Origin of the sequence: Actinoplanes sp. NPDC051861 (genome assembly GCF_040681145.1) — a bacterium.
In the GTDB taxonomy this organism is placed as follows: Bacteria; Actinomycetota; Actinomycetes; order Mycobacteriales; family Micromonosporaceae; genus Actinoplanes.
In genome coordinates this window covers 1-15,936 of sequence record NZ_JBFAYE010000004.1, presented here as the reverse complement: position 1 = coordinate 15,936, position 15,936 = coordinate 1, and the positions used below count along the sequence as shown (strand labels likewise).

Genomic DNA, 15,936 nt, shown 5'->3' with positions numbered 1-15,936 from the left:
CGGAGGGGCGCGCGGCGATGGACGACTGGGGCCACCCACCGCACGTCCACGACGAGCACCTCTTCGTGTACGCGCCGCTCGGCCACATCACGGTGACCGCGGAGGACCGCGAGTTCGTCGTCAACGCGGCCACCGGTCTCTGGATCCCGGCCGGGGTGGTGCACAGTGCGCTGTTCAGCCGGGACGCGCTGGTCCTCGCCGAGGACTTCGACGAGGGGTATCGACTGCCGTTCCGGGAGGCCACGGCCGTCGAGGTGACGCCGGAGGTCAAGGCCACGCTGCTCGCCCGCTCGCGGATCGGCAGCGGTGAGGACGCGGGCCCCGACCTGTTCGCGGCCCTGGCCGCGCTGCGGCCCAGCCGCCTCGCGCTGCCCGAGCCGCACAGCCCGATCGCGCGTACGGTCGCCCGGGAACTGGCCGGCAACCCCGGTGACCAGCGCACCGCCGCCGAGTGGGCGGCTGTGTACTTCACGAGTTCGACCAGTCTGCGCCGGGCGTTCCGCACCGAGACCGGGCTGGCGTTCACCGAGTGGCGCACCCGCCTGCGGCTCAACCACTCCCTCGACCTGCTGGCGAAGGGGCTACTGGTCGGCGCGGTCGCCGCCCGGGTGGGCTTCGCCAGCGCCAACGGTTACATCCTCGCGTTCCGGCGGCACTTCGGTGAGACGCCGGGCGCATTCACCGCCCGTCGCAGTCCCGGAGGTTCGAACGATGGCCAACCACAAGATTCGTAAAGCGGTCGACCCGCACGTGCTCCTGCTCGATGTGGTCGGCAGCGAGCGGATCTCACCCAACGTGGTCCGGGTGACGCTCGGCGGCGACGGGCTGGAGAGGTTCACGCCGTCCGGGTTCGACCAGTGGTTCCGGCTGTTCCTGCCCCGGCCCGGCCAGGACTCCCTGAAGCTGCCGACCGCGACGTCCGGCCTCTGGTACGCGCAGTACCTCGCCACCGCCAAGCAGAAGCGGCCGTACGTGCGCAACTACACGGTCCGCGCGTACCGGGCCGAGCAGCGCGAACTCGACGTCGACTTCGTCGTGCACCTGGAGGCGGACGGGACCTGCGGGCCGGCCGCCACCTTCGCGCTGAACGCCAAGCCCGGCGACCAGGTCGGGCTGCTGGACCAGGGCATCGGGTACAACCCGCGGCACGAGCACGCCTGGACGCTGCTGGTCGCCGACGAGACCGGCCTGCCGGCGGTGGCCGGGATCTGCGAGTCGCTCGGCGACGACGTCAAGGGTGTGGCGATCGTGGAGCTGCCGTCGATCGAGGACCGGCAGGAGTTCCGGGTGCCGTCCGGCGTACGCGTCGACTGGGTTCCGCGCAACGGGGCCGGCGGCGTGCCCGGTGAGCTGGCCCTCGCCCGGCTGCGGGAGGCGCAGCCGCTGGACGGCGACGTGTACGCGTACCTCGTGGGTGAGTCCGCCCTGGTCACCGGGGGCCGCCGCCACCTCGTCGAGCAGCAGCGGGTCCCGAAGAACCACGTGGACTTCATCGGATACTGGCGGCACGGCCGCGCCGCCATGTGACCGTCAGAGGGTGCCGGACATCAGGGCCTGCACGTTCTCGGGCAGCGTATTGACCACGGCGATGACGCCGGCGACGATCAGCGCCGCGAGCAGGGAGTACTCGACTCGCTTCACGGACTGCCGCTCATCGGGTCAGCAGCTTCACGGCACGGGCACGTCGCTCCTCGAGCAGGGCGACCGTCCCGTTGTCGAACGCGGACGGCGCCGGAGCCATCGCGCAGAGCGTCCCCACCACCGAGCCGTCGACGCGCAGCGGCACACCCGCGTACGCCCGGACCGACCCGAAGATACTGCTCCCCGGGAACACGCCCCACTCCTCGGAGTGCAGGTCGTCGACGAGCAGCGGCCGGTCCGGGTTGGTGACGCGCGGGCAGACCGACCAGCTCGACGGCACGCCGCCGCTGTCGGCGACCCACCCGCTGATGCCGGTGGCGGCGGCGACCAGCACCGCGTCGTCGCGGACCAGCGTGAGCGCGGCGATCGGCACGTCGAGGCGGGTGGCGACGTCACGTACGACGGCCTCGAGTTCGCCGCGGACGGGCGTGGTCGCCTGGAGCAGGTTCTCGACCGTCTTGGCGCGGGTGTCGACGAGCACGTCGAGGGTCGTGGCCTCGTAACCAGATACGGACATGGGTGATCACCCTCCGGCCTTCCCGGTGCGGTCCGGGCCCCGCCGCGTTGCATCCCGGTTGCCGTTAGGTCCGCCCGCGGATAACTAGGTTCCTAGGAAGCTCCAACGGCACGTAGAGTCCGGCACTGTGAACATCTCCGTGGCCACCACCAGCGACCGTGACGAGATCGTCGGCTCGCTGGTCGCGGCGTTCTCCGCCGATCCCGTCCTGCGCCATCTCTTCCCGGACGACGAGACCTATCCGGCCCATGCCTCGGCCTTCTTCGGTCACCTGTTCGACAAGCGGGTGCATCGCCGCTCGATCTGGACCGTCGAGCGGGCCGCGGTGGCGATCTGGGAGCCGCCGCGAGCGGCGACGGGCAGCGAGGCGGTGGTCGAGCCCGATCTCCCGGCCGACGCTTTGTTGCGGATGAAGAGGTACGACGAAGCGGTGCACGACGCCTTCCCGGAGGGGCCGTTCTGGTACCTCGGGGTCCTCGGCACCGCCCCGGCACACGCCAGCCGTGGCTGGGGCCGCGCGGTGATGCAGGCCGGTCTGAGCCAGGCCGCCGCCGAGGGGCTGCCGTCGGTGCTGGAGACCAGCAACCCGCGCAACGTCGAGTTCTACCGTCGCTTGGGCTGGACGGTCGTCGCGGAGGTGGCCGCGCCGGTGCGGGTCTGGGTGATGACCCAGTAGGCGGTCAGCACCACGCTGCCGATCAGGACGAGCTCGCCGATGTTGCCGATCCAGAACGCGACGGCACCGGCGGCGGCCGCGGCGAACATGGTGGCCGAGCCGGCGAGCAGCCACGGCCACCGGACTCGGAACAGCAGGACGGCGCCGAGGCCGATCAGCACGAGGATCGTGACGACGGCCGGGATCGGCGGGCCGTTCGCCGCCGCGTTGGTGTAGCGCAGGGTGTCGGCGTACCGGGTGGGTTCGAGGTCCAGCGTCACGATGTCGGCCCAGAGCCCGAGCGCGATCAGGGCCGCGGTGAGCACCCCGAACGGCCATGCCGGAAGGCGCAGTCCCCGGGCGCGGACCAGGCTCACGGCGATCAGGATCAGCAGTGGTACGAGCAGGGCGTGCGTGGCGTACCGGGGGTAGGACAGGGCCCGCAGCGCCTGGCCCTCGCCGAGGGTGCCGCCGATCGCGATCACGACGTTGTCGTAGACGAGGGCGAGCAGCACCAGGACCAGCAGGTGGAGGCGCCGCAGCCGCAGGGCCAGGCCGAGCAGGGCGATCTCGGTGAGAGCGATCAGGCCGAAGAGCGCACTCAGCATCCCGACTCCTGTTCCGTCCCCTGTTTCGTTGAGGGAAACATCGTTCCACAAAGTAGCAGGACAATGGCTGCTGTTCACCTGTTGTTCTCATGGGATTCACAGCGAGCGTCGAGGTTCCCTTGTCGTCGGCCCGCATAGATATCTAGCCATGCACCTCTTCAACCGGTACGAGATCAAGTACCTGCTGCGCGCCGAGCGTGTCCCCGAGCTGCGCGCCGAGCTGGCGGCCCGGATGGACGCCGACAGCCACAGCGCCGAGGGTGGGTACGGGGTGTGGAGCACCTACTACGACACCCGTGATCTGCGGTTCTACTGGGAGAAGATCGAGGGGCTGCGGTTCCGGCGCAAGCTGCGGGTGCGCCACTACGGAGACCGGTTCGGTGTCGGCGACGACACGAGCGTGCACGTCGAGATCAAGCAGCGGGTCAACCGGGTGACGCAGAAGCGGCGGGTCGCGCTGCCGTACAAAATGGCCTCGGTTCTCTGCGACAGCAGGCAGATGATCGATCATGATCGCTCGCAGCGGGCCTTCCTTGAGGAGGTCCTCGAGCTGATCTGCTCGCTGGACCTTCGGCCGGTGGCGATGACCGGGTATCAGCGGGAGGCCTATGTCGGCCGCGACGCCGACACCGGTCTGCGGGTGACCCTCGACCACCGGGTCCGCGGCCGGGACCGGGACTTCGACTTCGCCGCCGACGCGGAGAACCGGCTGATCGTGCCGGCCCGCCTGTCGGTGGTCGAGTTCAAGGCGAACGAGCGGGTGCCGTACTGGCTCACCGATCTGGCCGCCCGGATGAACCTGTCGGTCGTCCGGATCTCCAAGTACTGCCAGAGCGTCGAGGCGTTCGGTCGCGCCCCGCGCTCGGTCTTCCACGTTCCCGAGACAGTTGAGGTCTGAGCATGCCCTTCGACGTACAGGACCTGTCCGGCACGTTCAGCGTCGGTGACATCGCCATCGCGTTGTCGCTGTCGTTCGTGCTCAGCGCGATGATCGCGTGGGTCTACCGGTTCACCCACCGCAACATCTCCTACAGCCAGTCCTATGTGCAGACGCTGGTCATCCTCGGCATGCTGATCGCGTTGATCATGCTGGTCGTCGGCTCCAACATCGCCCGCGCGTTCGCACTGGTCGGCGCGCTGTCGGTGGTCCGGTTCCGCAACGCCATCAAGGAGACCCGCGACGTCGGGTTCATCTTCCTGGTGATGGGCGTCGGGATGGCCGCCGGCACCCGGTTCTACACCCTCGCTATCGTCGCCGCCGTCACGATCAGCCTGATCATCGTGGTGATGTACCGGTTCAACTGGTTCGCCTCCAACGTGCAGCGCCAGGTGGTCAAGGTGCAGGTGCCGCCGGACGGCAACTACCCGCAACTGGTGCAGGACGTGCTGATCGCGCACACCAGCGAGTTCGAACTGGTCAGCATCGAATCGATTCGCGGCGGGGCGCTCACCGAGCTGATGTACACGGTCCGGCTGAAGAAGGGCACCGAACCCGGCCGGCTGATCGCGGCGCTCGGCGAGCGGACCGGCGGGCAGCGGGTGACGGTGCTGACCGGATACGACCAGACGGACCTGTGATGCGGCGCCTCCCGGTACGTGTCCGGCACTACTGGAAGCTCCTCGTCGTCTGCGCGGCCGTTCCGACGGTGCTCGTGGTGCTGTTCAGCACGGTCCGGGTCGCGCCGCTGGTGACCAGCACGAGCTCGGCCTCCGGCGACCGGATCACGCAGGACGTCGCCGGCACCGAGGACCTGTTCGACGCGGGTGTGGCGCACAGCATCAAGCTCACCTTCCGCGACGACGGCTACCAGCGGCTGCTCGACTCCTTCTTCTCCGACGGCAAGAAGGACTTCCTGGAGGCGGACCTGACCCTGGACGGGACCACCGTGCCGAGCGTCGGCATCCGGCTCAAGGGCAACTCGACGCTTTCGGGCCTGACCCGCAACGGCGAGTCCCGTCAGAGCGGGTTCGGCGGCGGCCGGCGCGGCGGCGGTGGTGGGTTCGGTGCCGCTTTGAAGGCCGAGGAGCCGGAGAACCTGCCGTGGCTGATCCGCTTCGACGAGTACGTCGAGGGCCGTCGCTATCAGGGCCACAGGGAGATCGCGGTCCGGGTGGGCGGCGAGGCCGTTCTCAACGAGGCGGTCAGCCTGAGCGTGCTGGCCGCGGCGGGCGAGGTCTCGCAGAGGTACGCGTACAGCAGCTTCGTCGTCAACGACCGCCCGGCGGCCGCCCGGCTGATCGTCGAGCATCCCGACGAGAACTTCGCGGACACGATCGGCGACGACGGCGTGCTCTACAAGAGCCTGGCGAGCAGCCAGTTCACCGACCAGGGCGACGACCCGACCGATTACGCCGACGACTTCAAACAGATCAACAAGAAGGGCAGCCAGGACCTGCAGCCGGTCATCGACCTGATCAGGTGGGTGAACAGCGCGAGCGACGCCGACTTCGACGCCGACCTGGCCGATCACGTCGACGTGGAGTCGTTCGCGCGCTACGTCGCCGTGCAGAACCTGCTGGTCAACTTCGACGACATGGCCGGGCCGGGACGCAACTACTACCTCTGGTACGACCTGACGAGCCGTACGTTCCAGGTGATCGGCTGGGACTACAACCTGACGTTCTCCGGCGACGCCACTCAGGATCCGGCGGAGTCGTCGAGCATGGGCCGTGGTGGTTTCCGGGGTTTCCAGCCCGGTGCCCAGCCGGGCGTCGAGCCCGGTGCTCAGCCCGGCTTTGAGCCCCCGGAGGGTTTCCAGCCGCCCGAGGGTATGGAGCCGCCCGGTGGTGGCCGGGGCTTCGGCGGCATGGGCGGCCACAAGCTCAAGGAGCGTTTCCTGGCGAGCGAGGCCCTCAAGCCGGTCTACCGCAAGGCCTACAAGGAGCTGTTCAACAAGATCTACGGCAACGCCGCGGCCCTGAACACGATCGACGCCGTCACCGGGGTGATCGCCGAGGTCGACGGCGCGGATCAGGCAGCGCTCACCGCCGAGGCGGACAGCCTGCGCACCCTGATCCGCGAGCGTACCCAGTTCCTGGCCACCCACGAGTACATCACCGGGTGACCCAGGCCCTCGCCCCGTCCAGGTCCTGCTTTCCGAAGACCCGTGCTTCCCCGGGCACCATCCATCCGAACAGCCCCATGGCGTGCCCGACCCAGCCGGCGTCGGACACGATCGCCATCCGCTCCCACGCGGAGTGGTGCGGAACACCGGACCCCACGCCCAGCTTGAGGTCCTCCCACATGGCGCCCGGCTGGAACCATCCGGCGTCGTCCTCCATGACGAGGACGAGCCGGACCGGGGCACCGCTCGCCAGCGCCGCCGTGACCGGCGGCCGGAACACGTCCCGGTAGTCCTCGCGGGTCACCGACCCGGCGAACCGGAACCCGAGCACCCCGTCCGGCAGATCCTTCAACTCCTCGATCATCGCCGGCTCCGGTCAGGTCGCCGGCTCGGCCGCACCGACCGCCTTCGCGTCCGCCGCGATGTCGTCCGGGTCCGCCTTGAGCTCGCGCGTGGCGACCTTCTCCGCGGTCTGCTTCATGGCCCGCTCGACCTTGGCGCCCATGTCGGACACCGCCACCACCACAAGCCCGGCCTGCCCCGCGTCGAGGTACTCACCGAGCTCCTTGAGGTCGTGCCGGCTCATCCCGGCGGCCGCGTGCCCGGCGAGCGCCCCGATCAGCGCCCCACCACCGGTCGTAGCCGCCAGCAGCCCACCACCGACCGCCGCGAACGGGAAGATCGCCACCGCCAGCCCGGTGGCCAGCCCGATCCCGCCACCCACCACGCCCCCGGCGCGCGTGGGCGTCTCATGCTTCTTCACAATCTTCGTCTTGCCGTCCGCCTTGCGCTCCAGCACCGCCGCGTCATAGGCGTCGATCAGCCCCGCGTCCCGGTGCAGGGACTTCACCAGCTCGTAGTCCTCCTCAGCGAGGGCCACGCTGGAGTACACGCCGACATAAACCAGAAAGGTGTCGATAGCCATCCTCCGACCCTGCCCACCTGTCGACCCGTCCGCCTCGTCCCCGGCGGATGACTCAGATCGATACGCTGACCCGGTGGCCAAGGGGCTGACGTACGCGGAGGCACTCAAGGTTCTGGGCGCGCAGAAATCGGGGCTGCTGAGCGCCTTCGAGAAGATCTACGGAGTCGCGGCCCTCGGCGGTGCCGTGGCCACCGGCTCAATCGGCCCGATCGGTCTCTTCGACGCCCGCGCGGACGTGCTGCGCGCCGGCCGGGCCCTGATGAACCATTTCAACAGCCACGTCCGGGGCGTGCGCGGTCACAGCCGGACGCAGCTGCTGGTGGCCGCCCACGCCGTCATCGTCGTGGACGCCTTCTTCTCGGGACTCGACGAACTGCGCCTTCCCGAGGGGATCCGGCGGCTGCGGCTGAGCAAACAGGACCAGGCGGTGATCGCGGACGGCCCGGCCGGTCAGGACGTGGGCCTGGTCGACATGCTGCTCGGCCTGACGGTCCCGGTGCCCGGCCCGGATTTCTCCCGTGAGGCGGTGGTCGCCGAGCTCGAGACCGTCTATCAGCAGATGTGCCGCCGGTTCTACCGGTTCGTCGAGGGACTGGCGGAGTGGGACGCGCTCTCCGAGACCGAACGCGGCCACCTGGTCCAAGACCTGCTGGACAAGGTTCCGAAGGCGGCGGTCGAACGCTACCGGGAGAGCTATCGCGCACTCTGCGCCGACCATCCCGAGTTCATGTTCTGGGTCTTCCTGGACGACCAGGAGGCCACCCGCGCGGAGATCGTGCGGGCGGCGGCCGCGGCGCGCGACCGGCTGGCGTCGGTTGATCATTCGTTGTCCGGGCTGCACGCGCTGCTGTCGCGGATCAACGTGGACGGCGGGACGTCGCGGCTGCCCGATCGGCTCGCCCGGCACTGCCGCGAGGCACTGAACCGCCCGATCGCCGAGGCCGACCCCACCGCGACGACGGTCCGGCTCACCGTGCCGAAGCTGCGGGACGCGTACGTGAATCCCGCGTGCCGTGTCGCGCACGTGACGCTCGGCGACCGCCCGGCGGAAGACTCGTGGTGGGCCGGCCGGGTCCGCTGCGAGGACATCCAGGGTTTTCTCATCTCGTTCCTGACCGCTCCGTCCGCGACCGAGTCGCCCCTGCTGATCCTCGGTCAGCCCGGCTCCGGCAAGTCGGTGCTGACCAGAGTCCTCGCCGCCCGGCTCGTGGACTCCGGGTTCCTGCCCGTCCCGGTCGAGCTGCGCCGGGCGCCCGCAGACGACGGCATCCAGGACCAGATCGAGTGGGCGCTGCGCGACGTGACCGGCTCGCCGATTGCCTGGCCCGACCTGGTCGAGCAGCGTCCCGACCTGGTGCCGGTGGTGTTGCTCGACGGCTTCGACGAGCTGTTGCAGAGCAGCCAGGTGAGCCGCTCCAACTACCTGAACCAGGTGCACAAGTTCCAGGAGCGGGAGGCCGCGCAGGGCCGCCACGTCGCGGTCCTCGTCACCAGCCGCACGGTCGTGACCTCGCGGATGTCCTTCCCGGAGGGCACCGTCGCGATCCGGCTGGAGGAGTTCAGCGACACCCAGATTGAGCTGTGGGCCCGCCGCTGGAACGCCGCCAACCCGGACAACGCCCGGCTGTCCGCGCCGAAGGTCCTGGAGTACGGCGACCTCGCCCGTCAGCCATTGTTGCTGCTCATGCTCGCCCTCTTCGAGGCTGACAGCGGCGCGGCGGACAGTGGCGCGGCCGGGCCGGGCCGGCGCATCGGTCACGCCGAGCTCTACGAGCGGCTGCTGCGCCTGTTCGTCCGCCGGGAGGTGGGCAAGACGCGCCCGGAGATCGCGGTGGAGGAGCTGGATCCCGAGATCGACGAGGAACTCTTCCGGCTCTCCGTGGTGGCTTTCGCGATGTTCAACCGTGGCAGTCAGCTGGCCGGCGAGGAGGAGATCAACGCGGACCTGGGCGCCCTGCTGGCTGACCCGCGCGACGAGCGCCGGGTCGAGCGGTTCCAGCGGCACCTCACCCCGGCGGAGCTGATCGTCGGGCGGTTCTTCTTCATCCACGAGTCCCAGGCCGTCCTGGACACCACGCGGGTACGGACCTACGAGTTCCTGCACGCGACGTTCGGCGAATACCTGATCGCGCGCCTCATCATGCGGGTCGTCATGGACATCCACAGAGCCTGGACCCAGGAGGCGGACTCGCTGCTCGTCAGGGCCGTGCGGCAGCAACCTCGCGGCGACGACCTGCTGTTCGCGTTGCTCAGCTGGGCGCCGCTGACCGATCGGCACCAGATCCTGGTGTTCCTGTCCGAGCTGATGCCGGGCCACGCGTCGCTCGGCAAGGTTCTCGTGGATCTCTTCCAGCACGCACACGGCCGCCGAGATCAGGCCGGCTACGGCGGATACCGGCCGGGGACAGCCGGTGAGCTGGCGCGATCGGCGGTCTACAGCGCCAACTTGCTCCTGCTCGCCCTGACCGCGGAGACCGCCATCGGACTGGACGATCTGTTCGGCGCCGGGCCGCGACACGGCCTGTGGTCGTGGAATCGCGAGGCGCTCTTCTGGAAGTCGCAACTGTCGTCCGACGCCTGGGGTGCGTTCACCTCCCAGCTGAGGCTCCTTCCCGAGATTCCTGGCTTTGCTGTCCGCCTGTCCGGCTCGACGGTGATCGACTTCGACGCGCTCGCCGGCGGGATCCTGCGGGCGGGGGATCCGGGTTTCGCCCCGCAGGACAACCGGGCGCTGGTCTTGCACGAGGACGTCACCGCGGGTCTGGCGCTGCTGGGCGACCATGACATCAGCATGCTCCTGCATGCTCTCGCCCCGTTCGCCCGGACGCCTCGGTCCCTGACGACGTTTGCTGTGAGCGGGCAAGGCGCTCACTCGGCGGCACGCCGATTGGCCGATCTGACACTGCACGGCCTCGAGGCGGGAGATCGCGCCGACATCGAGGAGATCCTCCTCGATGTCGCGGCCGTCGCCGCGCAGATCGAGGGGCAGCGGGACGAGGAGTCGGCGCCCGGCCTCTCCGAGGCTCTGCTCGAACGGTTGAACGCCGCCGTGCCCTACATTAGGCCGCAGGTCGTGCACGAGATCGTCGCCAGCCTCCGGGTACGCAGCTACCTGGGCAAGCTCAGGGTGGTCGACTGCATGATCAGCGTGCTGGAGCGCACGGGAACGCCAGAGAAGATCCCGGCCGGGCTCTGGGACCACCTGAGAGACCTTCGTGGATACCCGCAGTATCGGCTTTCGATCTTCGCGCTGCGGCACTGGGTGCGCTTGGCCGAGGCGGGTGTGCGTAATGGTGTCCCCTACGGTCCCAACCCCGAGGGGACACTCAGCACGGTGGACTTTCTCGCGTTCAGCGAGGCAGATCCGGATCTTGTGGCTCGCACGTTCGCGGTCATGATCCAGCCGAACTTGGGTGTGCGGTTCGGCGCTGAGCTGAGGAGGCACCTCCGCGCGACACTGCACGCCCTTCCGATCACGGCGTTGCGGCGGGTCTCCGGGACGACGCTGCACAACCTGCTGCTCAAGATCTCCGGTGGCTCCGATCCGAAGATCCTTGGTGATCAGGTGAAGAGCCGGTGGGAGGCCGGCCGTAGCGCCATGCAATGAACCTCAGCGGGGCGGCTCCAGGCCGAGCAGGCGGTCGAAGAGCTGGAGTTTCAGGACGATGGTCATGGTGGCGTACCAGAGGAGCAGGGCGGGCAGGACCACGAAGAAGACCGGGCGGGAGGGGCCGATCAGGCCGAAGTAGTCCCAGAGGACGGGGACGTTGAGGATCGCGCTGAAGAGTACGCACAGGACCATGACCAGGAGGGCGGGGCGCAGGTCGCCGGTGGGGCTGGTCCAGGCGGCGAAGGCTCGGGAGCGGGGGAGCAGGAACAGGATCAGGATGAAGGAGGCGAAGCAGAAGAACGTCGACAGGCCGGTCTGGGCGAGGATCGTGGCGGAGGCGGTGGTGAAGTCGGTGTTGCCGCCGTACTGCAGGCCGGTGTACTTCTCGAACTCGTCGATGACCCGGTCGGGGGTTCGGCCGGACGTGAAGCCGTGGTAGATCATCTCGTACAGGAACGTGTAGACGGCGGTGCCGAACGTCGCGGTGACCACGGCGGCCGGGACCACGAAGCGGGCCAGGTTGCGCAGCAGGTGGGGGTCGGGGCGCACCGGGCGGGCCCAGAACGTCAGGAAGACCGTGGGGATGCCCACGGTGAACATGGTCAGGCCCACCTGGGTCGGTGAGTACGGGAAACCGAGCCCGAGCATCGTCACACCGAGGATGACCAGCCCCTGGGCGGCGACGCGGGCCAGGAAGACGTAGAGGGAGATCCCGATCCCGTTGATGATCCGGCGGCCCTCCAGCTGGGCCGGGGGCAGCGCCGCGAACGAGTCGTCGACCAGCACGATGTCGGCCACGTCGCGGGTCACCGCCGAGCCGCTGCGCATCGCGACGCCGACCTGGGCCTGCTTGAGCGCGCGGGCGTCGTTCACCCCGTCGCCGATCATCGCGACGTAGTGACCCTGGCGCCGCAGCGACCGGACTATGCGTTCCTTGTGTTCCGGCGCCACCCGCCCGAACACCGCGGTGCGCGCCACGAGTGCGTCCAGCGCGGCGTCGTCGAGGCCGTCCAGGTCGGCGCCCGGCACCGCGTCGCCGGGGGCGGAGGCGATGCCGGCGCGGCGGGCGATCGCGGCGACGGTACGCGGGTCGTCGCCGGAGAGCACCTTGAGCGCGACCCCCTCGTCGCGGAACCGCTCGACGGTCGCGACGACGTCCGGCCGCAGCTCGTCGGCGAGCGCCACGAGGCCGACCGGTTCCAGCATCGGCAGGTCCGGGCGCCCGGCCTCGTCGCGCAGCGGGCTGGACGCGCGGGCCAGCAGCAGCACCCGCAGGCCCTGTTCGGCGCGGGCGGTGACCTCACCGGCGCGGATCGGGCGGTGCAGCCTCGCGGCGAGGGCGTCCGGTGCGCCGAGCACCCACGTGCCCTCCGCGGCGACCAGCCCGGACCAGCGCAGCGACGACGCGAACGGCACCTCGTCACGCACGTCCCACACGTCGCCGGGCAGGGCCGCGGCCAGTGCCATGGCGGTGAGGTTCGGGGTGGTGGCGTTGTGTGCCAGGCTGCCCAGGGTGGCGCTCACCTCGGCGTACTCGAACGAACCGAACGGGATGATCTCCTCGACGCTCAGCTGCCCGGTGGTCAGGGTCCCGGTCTTGTCGGTGCAGATCACGTCGACGTTGCTCACCGACTCGACGGCGTTGACCTGCTGGACCAGGGCGCCGTGCCGGGCGATGCGGACCGCGCCGGCGGTGTAGGCGAGGGCGATCAAAAAGAACAGACCATAGGGTACGAGTCCGGACAGCACCGCGGTGATCTGCACGACCCGCAGCAGGCTGAACCCCTCGATCGCGGCCTGTGCCAGGATCGCGCCGCTCATCAGCACGGTCAGCGCCATGACGAGCCGCACGATGAACTCGATGCGCCGCTGCAGCGGGGTCTTGTCGGTGGTGGCGCGCCGGGCCTCGGCGGTCAGCCGGCCGGCGTAGCTGTGCGCGCCGACGTCGCGGGCCTGCTGGTGCCCCTCACCCGCGACGCAGAGGCTGCCCGAGCGCAGCTCGTCGCCGGGGTGTTTGACGACCGGGTCGGACTCGCCGGTGAGCAGCGACTCGTCGGCCTCCACGCGGCCGCCGTCGAGCAGCGGGCCGTCCACCACGATCTGGTCGCCGGGCCGGACCCGGATCACGTCGCCGCGGACCACCTGCTCCGGGGCGATCTCCGTGTCGCGGCCGTCGCGGACGACCAGCACCGGCACCCGGTCCAGCAGTTGCAGCCGGTCGAGCTTGCTCTTGGCGCGGATCTCCTGCGCCGCGCTGATCACCGCGTTGATCAGGCCGAGCCCGACGCTGATCAGGGCGTCCTGATAGCGGGTGAGCACCAGCAGGGCGGCGCCGATGGCGAACAGGATCAGATTGAAGAACGAGAAGACATTGGTACGCAGGATCTCGGCATAGCCGCGTGACCCGCCCTGCACCGCGGTGTTCGCCTCGCCGGCCCGGCGCCGCGACTCGGCCTCCGCGCTGGTCAGCCCTTCGGCCGGCGCGAGCATCACCTGTTCCATGTCGATCGTGGCCCCCGCTGCCCACCGTACAAAAAAGGTTTGGTGCTTTTGATCCTTTTGCGGTGACTCCCGAGCGGTGACTCCTGACCGGCATCTGCGCGCCGCCCGGTATTCACCGCGTGGCCGCCCGGTGTGCCTACCGTCCCGACACATGCCCTCAGCGCTGGATGTCAGCGTCGTCATCCCGACCTGCAACCGCCCCCACCTGGCCACCCGAGCCGTCCGCAGCGCCCTCGCGCAGACCCACCCCGTGCACGAGGTGATCGTCGTGGTGGACGGCCCGGACGACGCCACGGTCGAGGCCCTCGCCGCGATCGGCGACGCCCGGGTGCGGCCGATCGTGCTGCCGGAACGCCGCCGGGCCCCGCACGCCCGCAACGTCGGCGCCGGTGCGGCCCGTGGCCGGTGGACCGCGCTGCTCGACGACGACGACGAATGGCTGCCCGAGAAGATCGCGGTTCAGCTGGAGCTGGCCACGGCCGCCCGCTCGCCGCTGCCGGTCGTGGCCAGCCGCCTGATCAACCGGACGCCGCGCGCCGACTCGGTCATGCCGCGCCGGCTGCCGGCCGCCGGTGAGCCGATCAGTGAGTACTTCACCGTCCGGCGCGGACTGTTCTACGGCGACGGTTTCATCCAGACCTCCACGATCCTGGCGCCGACCGAGCTGCTGCGCCGCGTGCCGTTCACCGTCGGGCTGCGCCGCCAGCAGGAGCTGGACTGGACACTGCGGGCCCTGCAGGAGGACGGTGCCGAGCTGCTCTACGCCGCCGAGCCGCTCGTGCTGTGGCACCAGGACGAGGACCGGGAGCGGATCAGCCTGGAGAACCCGTACGAGGATCAGCTCGCCTGGCTGCGCGCCAACCGTGAGCTGTTCACGCGGCGGGCGTACGCCGCCTTCACGCTCAGCGTGCTCAGCTCGATGGCCGCACCCGGCCGCCAGGGCCGGCACTTCCGGGAGCTGCTCACCGAGGCGCGCCGCCACGGCCGTCCCGGCGCCCTGGACTACCTGACCCACGCCCAGATCTGGGCACTGCCGCCCGCGCTGCGCCACCGCCTGCGGGACCTGATCGTCGGCAGCCGGTCGCGCTCCGCCCGGACCGCCGACACCCCCGAGCCGGTCGATGCCCGCTGACCGCCGCGTCGCGATCTGGCGCAGCGCGATGCTGCCGGGCTCGGAGACGTTCGTCCGGGCCCAGGGTGACGCGCTGACCCGCTGGCAGCCCGCCTACATCGGTGCGACCCGGGTCACGTCGGCGCTGTACCGCGAGGACGACACCGTCGTGTTCCCCGGCGGCGGCTCCGCGTTCCTGCGCCTGCGGCTCACCGGCGAGTCACCGCGGCTGCGCGCCGCCCTGGCCGGACTGAGCCCCGACCTCGTGCACGCCCACTTCGGCGGCGACGGCTTCCTGGTCAGCGGCTCGGCCCGGCGGCTCGGCGTCCCGCTGGTCGTCACCGTCCACGGCCACGACGTGACCCGGCAGCCGCAGAGCGCCGGGATCAAGGGCCTGCGCTACCGCCGCAACCTGCGCACCGTCTTCGACCGGGCGGCCCTGGTCGTCGCCGTCTCCGAGGTGATCCGCTCCCGGGCCGTGGCCTGCGGCGCGGATCCGGCCAGGGTGCGCGTCCACTACACCGGGGTGCCCGTGCCGGAGACGCTGCCGATGCTCCCGAAACGCTGGGACGTGGTGTTCGTCGGGCGCTTCGTGGCGAAGAAGGGCGTGGACGACCTGCTCACGGCACTGAGCGGCATGCACTCGCCGCGACCCCGGGCCCTGTTCATCGGGGACGGGCCGCTGGAGGCGCAGACGCGCGCGCGGGCCGAGGACCTGCGGCTGGACGCGACCTTCATGGGCGGCCAGCCGCCCGCCACGGTCCAGCGGCACCTCGCCGAGTCGCGGATGCTGGTGGCGCCGTCGAAGACCGCGCCGGACGGGGACACCGAAGGACTGCCCACGACGATCCTGGAGGCCGCGGCGCTGGGCCTGCCGGTGATCGGCACCCGGCACAGCGGCATCCCGGAGGCGGTCGTCCACGAGGAGACCGGGCTGCTGGTGGGGGAGGCGCGGCCGGCGGAGCTCGGGGCGGCGATGAGCCGCCTTCTCGGGGACGCCGAACTCCGGCGGCGGCTGGGCGGCCAGGCGCGGCGCCGGGTCACCACGTCGTTCAACCTCCGCGAACAGACGCGAGGCCTGGAACTCCTCTACGACGAGGCCACCGCCGCAACCTTCCAAACCGCCTGACAGGCGCCCAAGATCCGCGGGGGCGGGGGCGGCCCTGGGCGCCTGAGCCGCCCAAGGTCGCGAGTCGGCGGTGGGGGCGGGGTCAGACACCCCAGGAGCTGAGGTGTCAAGCCGCGACGGTTGTTGTGCGGTGTGACCAGGCGGTTGTCTGGTCATAGGTACTGGTTGTCTTT

At 70.3% G+C, this 15,936-nt stretch carries 14 protein-coding genes; 9 read left to right on the top strand and 5 right to left on the bottom strand.

Translation table 11 applies throughout. From position 1 onward, the window contains the following. Positions 1-17: 17 nt before the first annotated feature. Both AB0M02_RS14235 and AB0M02_RS14230 read left to right on the top strand, forming a co-directional pair. On the top strand, positions 18-734 hold the full coding sequence (locus AB0M02_RS14235) for an AraC family transcriptional regulator (RefSeq protein WP_364226134.1): 717 nt from the start codon (positions 18-20) through the stop codon (positions 732-734). After that, on the top strand, positions 712-1,527 hold the full coding sequence (locus AB0M02_RS14230) for a siderophore-interacting protein (protein ID WP_364226131.1): 816 nt from the start codon (positions 712-714) through the stop codon (positions 1,525-1,527). Before AB0M02_RS14235 ends, AB0M02_RS14230 begins: the two co-directional genes overlap by 23 nt. Positions 1,528-1,651: 124 nt before the next feature. Here AB0M02_RS14230 and AB0M02_RS14225 read toward each other — a convergent pair whose 3' ends face one another. After that, positions 1,652-2,158: a GAF domain-containing protein gene (locus tag AB0M02_RS14225; RefSeq protein WP_364226128.1), complete on the bottom strand. Its 507-nt coding sequence runs from the start codon at positions 2,156-2,158 to the stop codon at positions 1,652-1,654. Positions 2,159-2,285: 127 nt separating this feature from the next. On the opposite strand from AB0M02_RS14225, the gene AB0M02_RS14220 reads away from it, so the two are divergent. Next, positions 2,286-2,834 (top strand): GNAT family N-acetyltransferase, encoded by a 549-nt coding sequence (locus AB0M02_RS14220; protein ID WP_364226125.1) that lies wholly within the window; start codon positions 2,286-2,288, stop codon positions 2,832-2,834. On the opposite strand, the gene AB0M02_RS14215 is transcribed toward AB0M02_RS14220, so the two are convergent. Further along, a complete protein-coding gene (locus tag AB0M02_RS14215; protein ID WP_364226122.1) occupies positions 2,762-3,421 on the bottom strand; it encodes a hypothetical protein in 660 nt (219 codons plus the stop codon). The genes AB0M02_RS14220 and AB0M02_RS14215 overlap by 73 nt on opposite strands. A 148-nt stretch (positions 3,422-3,569) precedes the next feature. Between AB0M02_RS14215 and AB0M02_RS14210 the strand changes: the two genes are divergently transcribed. The 3 genes from AB0M02_RS14210 to AB0M02_RS14200 are packed head-to-tail and all read left to right on the top strand — an operon-like array spanning position 3,570 to position 6,486. Beyond that, positions 3,570-4,319 (top strand): polyphosphate polymerase domain-containing protein, encoded by a 750-nt coding sequence (locus AB0M02_RS14210; RefSeq protein ID WP_364226120.1) that lies wholly within the window; start codon positions 3,570-3,572, stop codon positions 4,317-4,319. 2 nt (positions 4,320-4,321) lie between these two features. Continuing rightward, positions 4,322-4,999, top strand: coding sequence for a DUF4956 domain-containing protein (locus tag AB0M02_RS14205; RefSeq protein WP_364226117.1), 678 nt, complete (start codon positions 4,322-4,324; stop codon positions 4,997-4,999). After that, positions 4,999-6,486 (top strand): CotH kinase family protein, encoded by a 1,488-nt coding sequence (locus AB0M02_RS14200; protein ID WP_364226114.1) that lies wholly within the window; start codon positions 4,999-5,001, stop codon positions 6,484-6,486. The genes AB0M02_RS14205 and AB0M02_RS14200 overlap by 1 nt, the downstream gene beginning before the upstream one ends. Here AB0M02_RS14200 and AB0M02_RS14195 read toward each other — a convergent pair. Further along, positions 6,476-6,850 carry an STAS/SEC14 domain-containing protein gene (locus tag AB0M02_RS14195; RefSeq protein ID WP_364226111.1) on the bottom strand — a complete coding sequence of 125 codons (375 nt, stop codon included), beginning with the start codon at positions 6,848-6,850 and terminating at the stop codon, positions 6,476-6,478. The two genes, AB0M02_RS14200 and AB0M02_RS14195, sit on opposite strands and share 11 nt — an antisense overlap. Positions 6,851-6,862: 12 nt before the next feature. Continuing rightward, positions 6,863-7,411 carry a DUF1269 domain-containing protein gene (locus AB0M02_RS14190; RefSeq protein WP_364226108.1) on the bottom strand — a complete coding sequence of 183 codons (549 nt, stop codon included), beginning with the start codon at positions 7,409-7,411 and terminating at the stop codon, positions 6,863-6,865. Positions 7,412-7,484: 73 nt separating this feature from the next. On the opposite strand from AB0M02_RS14190, the gene AB0M02_RS14185 reads away from it, so the two are divergent. Then, complete coding sequence (locus tag AB0M02_RS14185; RefSeq protein ID WP_364226105.1) at positions 7,485-11,018, top strand: hypothetical protein; 3,534 nt, start codon at positions 7,485-7,487, stop codon at positions 11,016-11,018. 3 nt (positions 11,019-11,021) lie between these two features. Here AB0M02_RS14185 and AB0M02_RS14180 read toward each other — a convergent pair whose 3' ends face one another. Further along, positions 11,022-13,523 (bottom strand): HAD-IC family P-type ATPase, encoded by a 2,502-nt coding sequence (locus AB0M02_RS14180; protein ID WP_364226102.1) that lies wholly within the window; start codon positions 13,521-13,523, stop codon positions 11,022-11,024. 151 nt (positions 13,524-13,674) lie between these two features. On the opposite strand from AB0M02_RS14180, the gene AB0M02_RS14175 reads away from it, so the two are divergent. Together AB0M02_RS14175 and AB0M02_RS14170 are read left to right on the top strand one after the other, a co-directional pair. After that, positions 13,675-14,655: a glycosyltransferase family 2 protein gene (locus AB0M02_RS14175; RefSeq protein ID WP_364226099.1), complete on the top strand. Its 981-nt coding sequence runs from the start codon at positions 13,675-13,677 to the stop codon at positions 14,653-14,655. Further along, positions 14,645-15,763 (top strand): glycosyltransferase, encoded by a 1,119-nt coding sequence (locus AB0M02_RS14170; protein ID WP_364226096.1) that lies wholly within the window; start codon positions 14,645-14,647, stop codon positions 15,761-15,763. The genes AB0M02_RS14175 and AB0M02_RS14170 overlap by 11 nt, the downstream gene beginning before the upstream one ends. Positions 15,764-15,936: the final 173 nt, after the last annotated feature.

What these genes read in the sequence shown, in the direction of transcription:
- AB0M02_RS14235 (WP_364226134.1), top strand. Translation starts at nt 18, where the DNA reads ATGGACGACTGGGGCCACCCACCGCACGTCCACGACGAGCACCTCTTC.
- AB0M02_RS14230 (WP_364226131.1), top strand. Translation starts at nt 712, where the DNA reads ATGGCCAACCACAAGATTCGTAAAGCGGTCGACCCGCACGTGCTCCTG.
- AB0M02_RS14225 (WP_364226128.1), bottom strand. Translation starts at nt 2,158, where the DNA reads ATGTCCGTATCTGGTTACGAGGCCACGACCCTCGACGTGCTCGTCGAC.
- AB0M02_RS14215 (WP_364226122.1), bottom strand. Translation starts at nt 3,421, where the DNA reads ATGCTGAGTGCGCTCTTCGGCCTGATCGCTCTCACCGAGATCGCCCTG.
- AB0M02_RS14210 (WP_364226120.1), top strand. Translation starts at nt 3,570, where the DNA reads ATGCACCTCTTCAACCGGTACGAGATCAAGTACCTGCTGCGCGCCGAG.
- AB0M02_RS14205 (WP_364226117.1), top strand. Translation starts at nt 4,322, where the DNA reads ATGCCCTTCGACGTACAGGACCTGTCCGGCACGTTCAGCGTCGGTGAC.
- AB0M02_RS14200 (WP_364226114.1), top strand. Translation starts at nt 4,999, where the DNA reads ATGCGGCGCCTCCCGGTACGTGTCCGGCACTACTGGAAGCTCCTCGTC.
- AB0M02_RS14195 (WP_364226111.1), bottom strand. Translation starts at nt 6,850, where the DNA reads ATGATCGAGGAGTTGAAGGATCTGCCGGACGGGGTGCTCGGGTTCCGG.
- AB0M02_RS14190 (WP_364226108.1), bottom strand. Translation starts at nt 7,411, where the DNA reads ATGGCTATCGACACCTTTCTGGTTTATGTCGGCGTGTACTCCAGCGTG.
- AB0M02_RS14180 (WP_364226102.1), bottom strand. Translation starts at nt 13,523, where the DNA reads ATGGAACAGGTGATGCTCGCGCCGGCCGAAGGGCTGACCAGCGCGGAG.
- AB0M02_RS14175 (WP_364226099.1), top strand. Translation starts at nt 13,675, where the DNA reads ATGCCCTCAGCGCTGGATGTCAGCGTCGTCATCCCGACCTGCAACCGC.
- AB0M02_RS14170 (WP_364226096.1), top strand. Translation starts at nt 14,645, where the DNA reads ATGCCCGCTGACCGCCGCGTCGCGATCTGGCGCAGCGCGATGCTGCCG.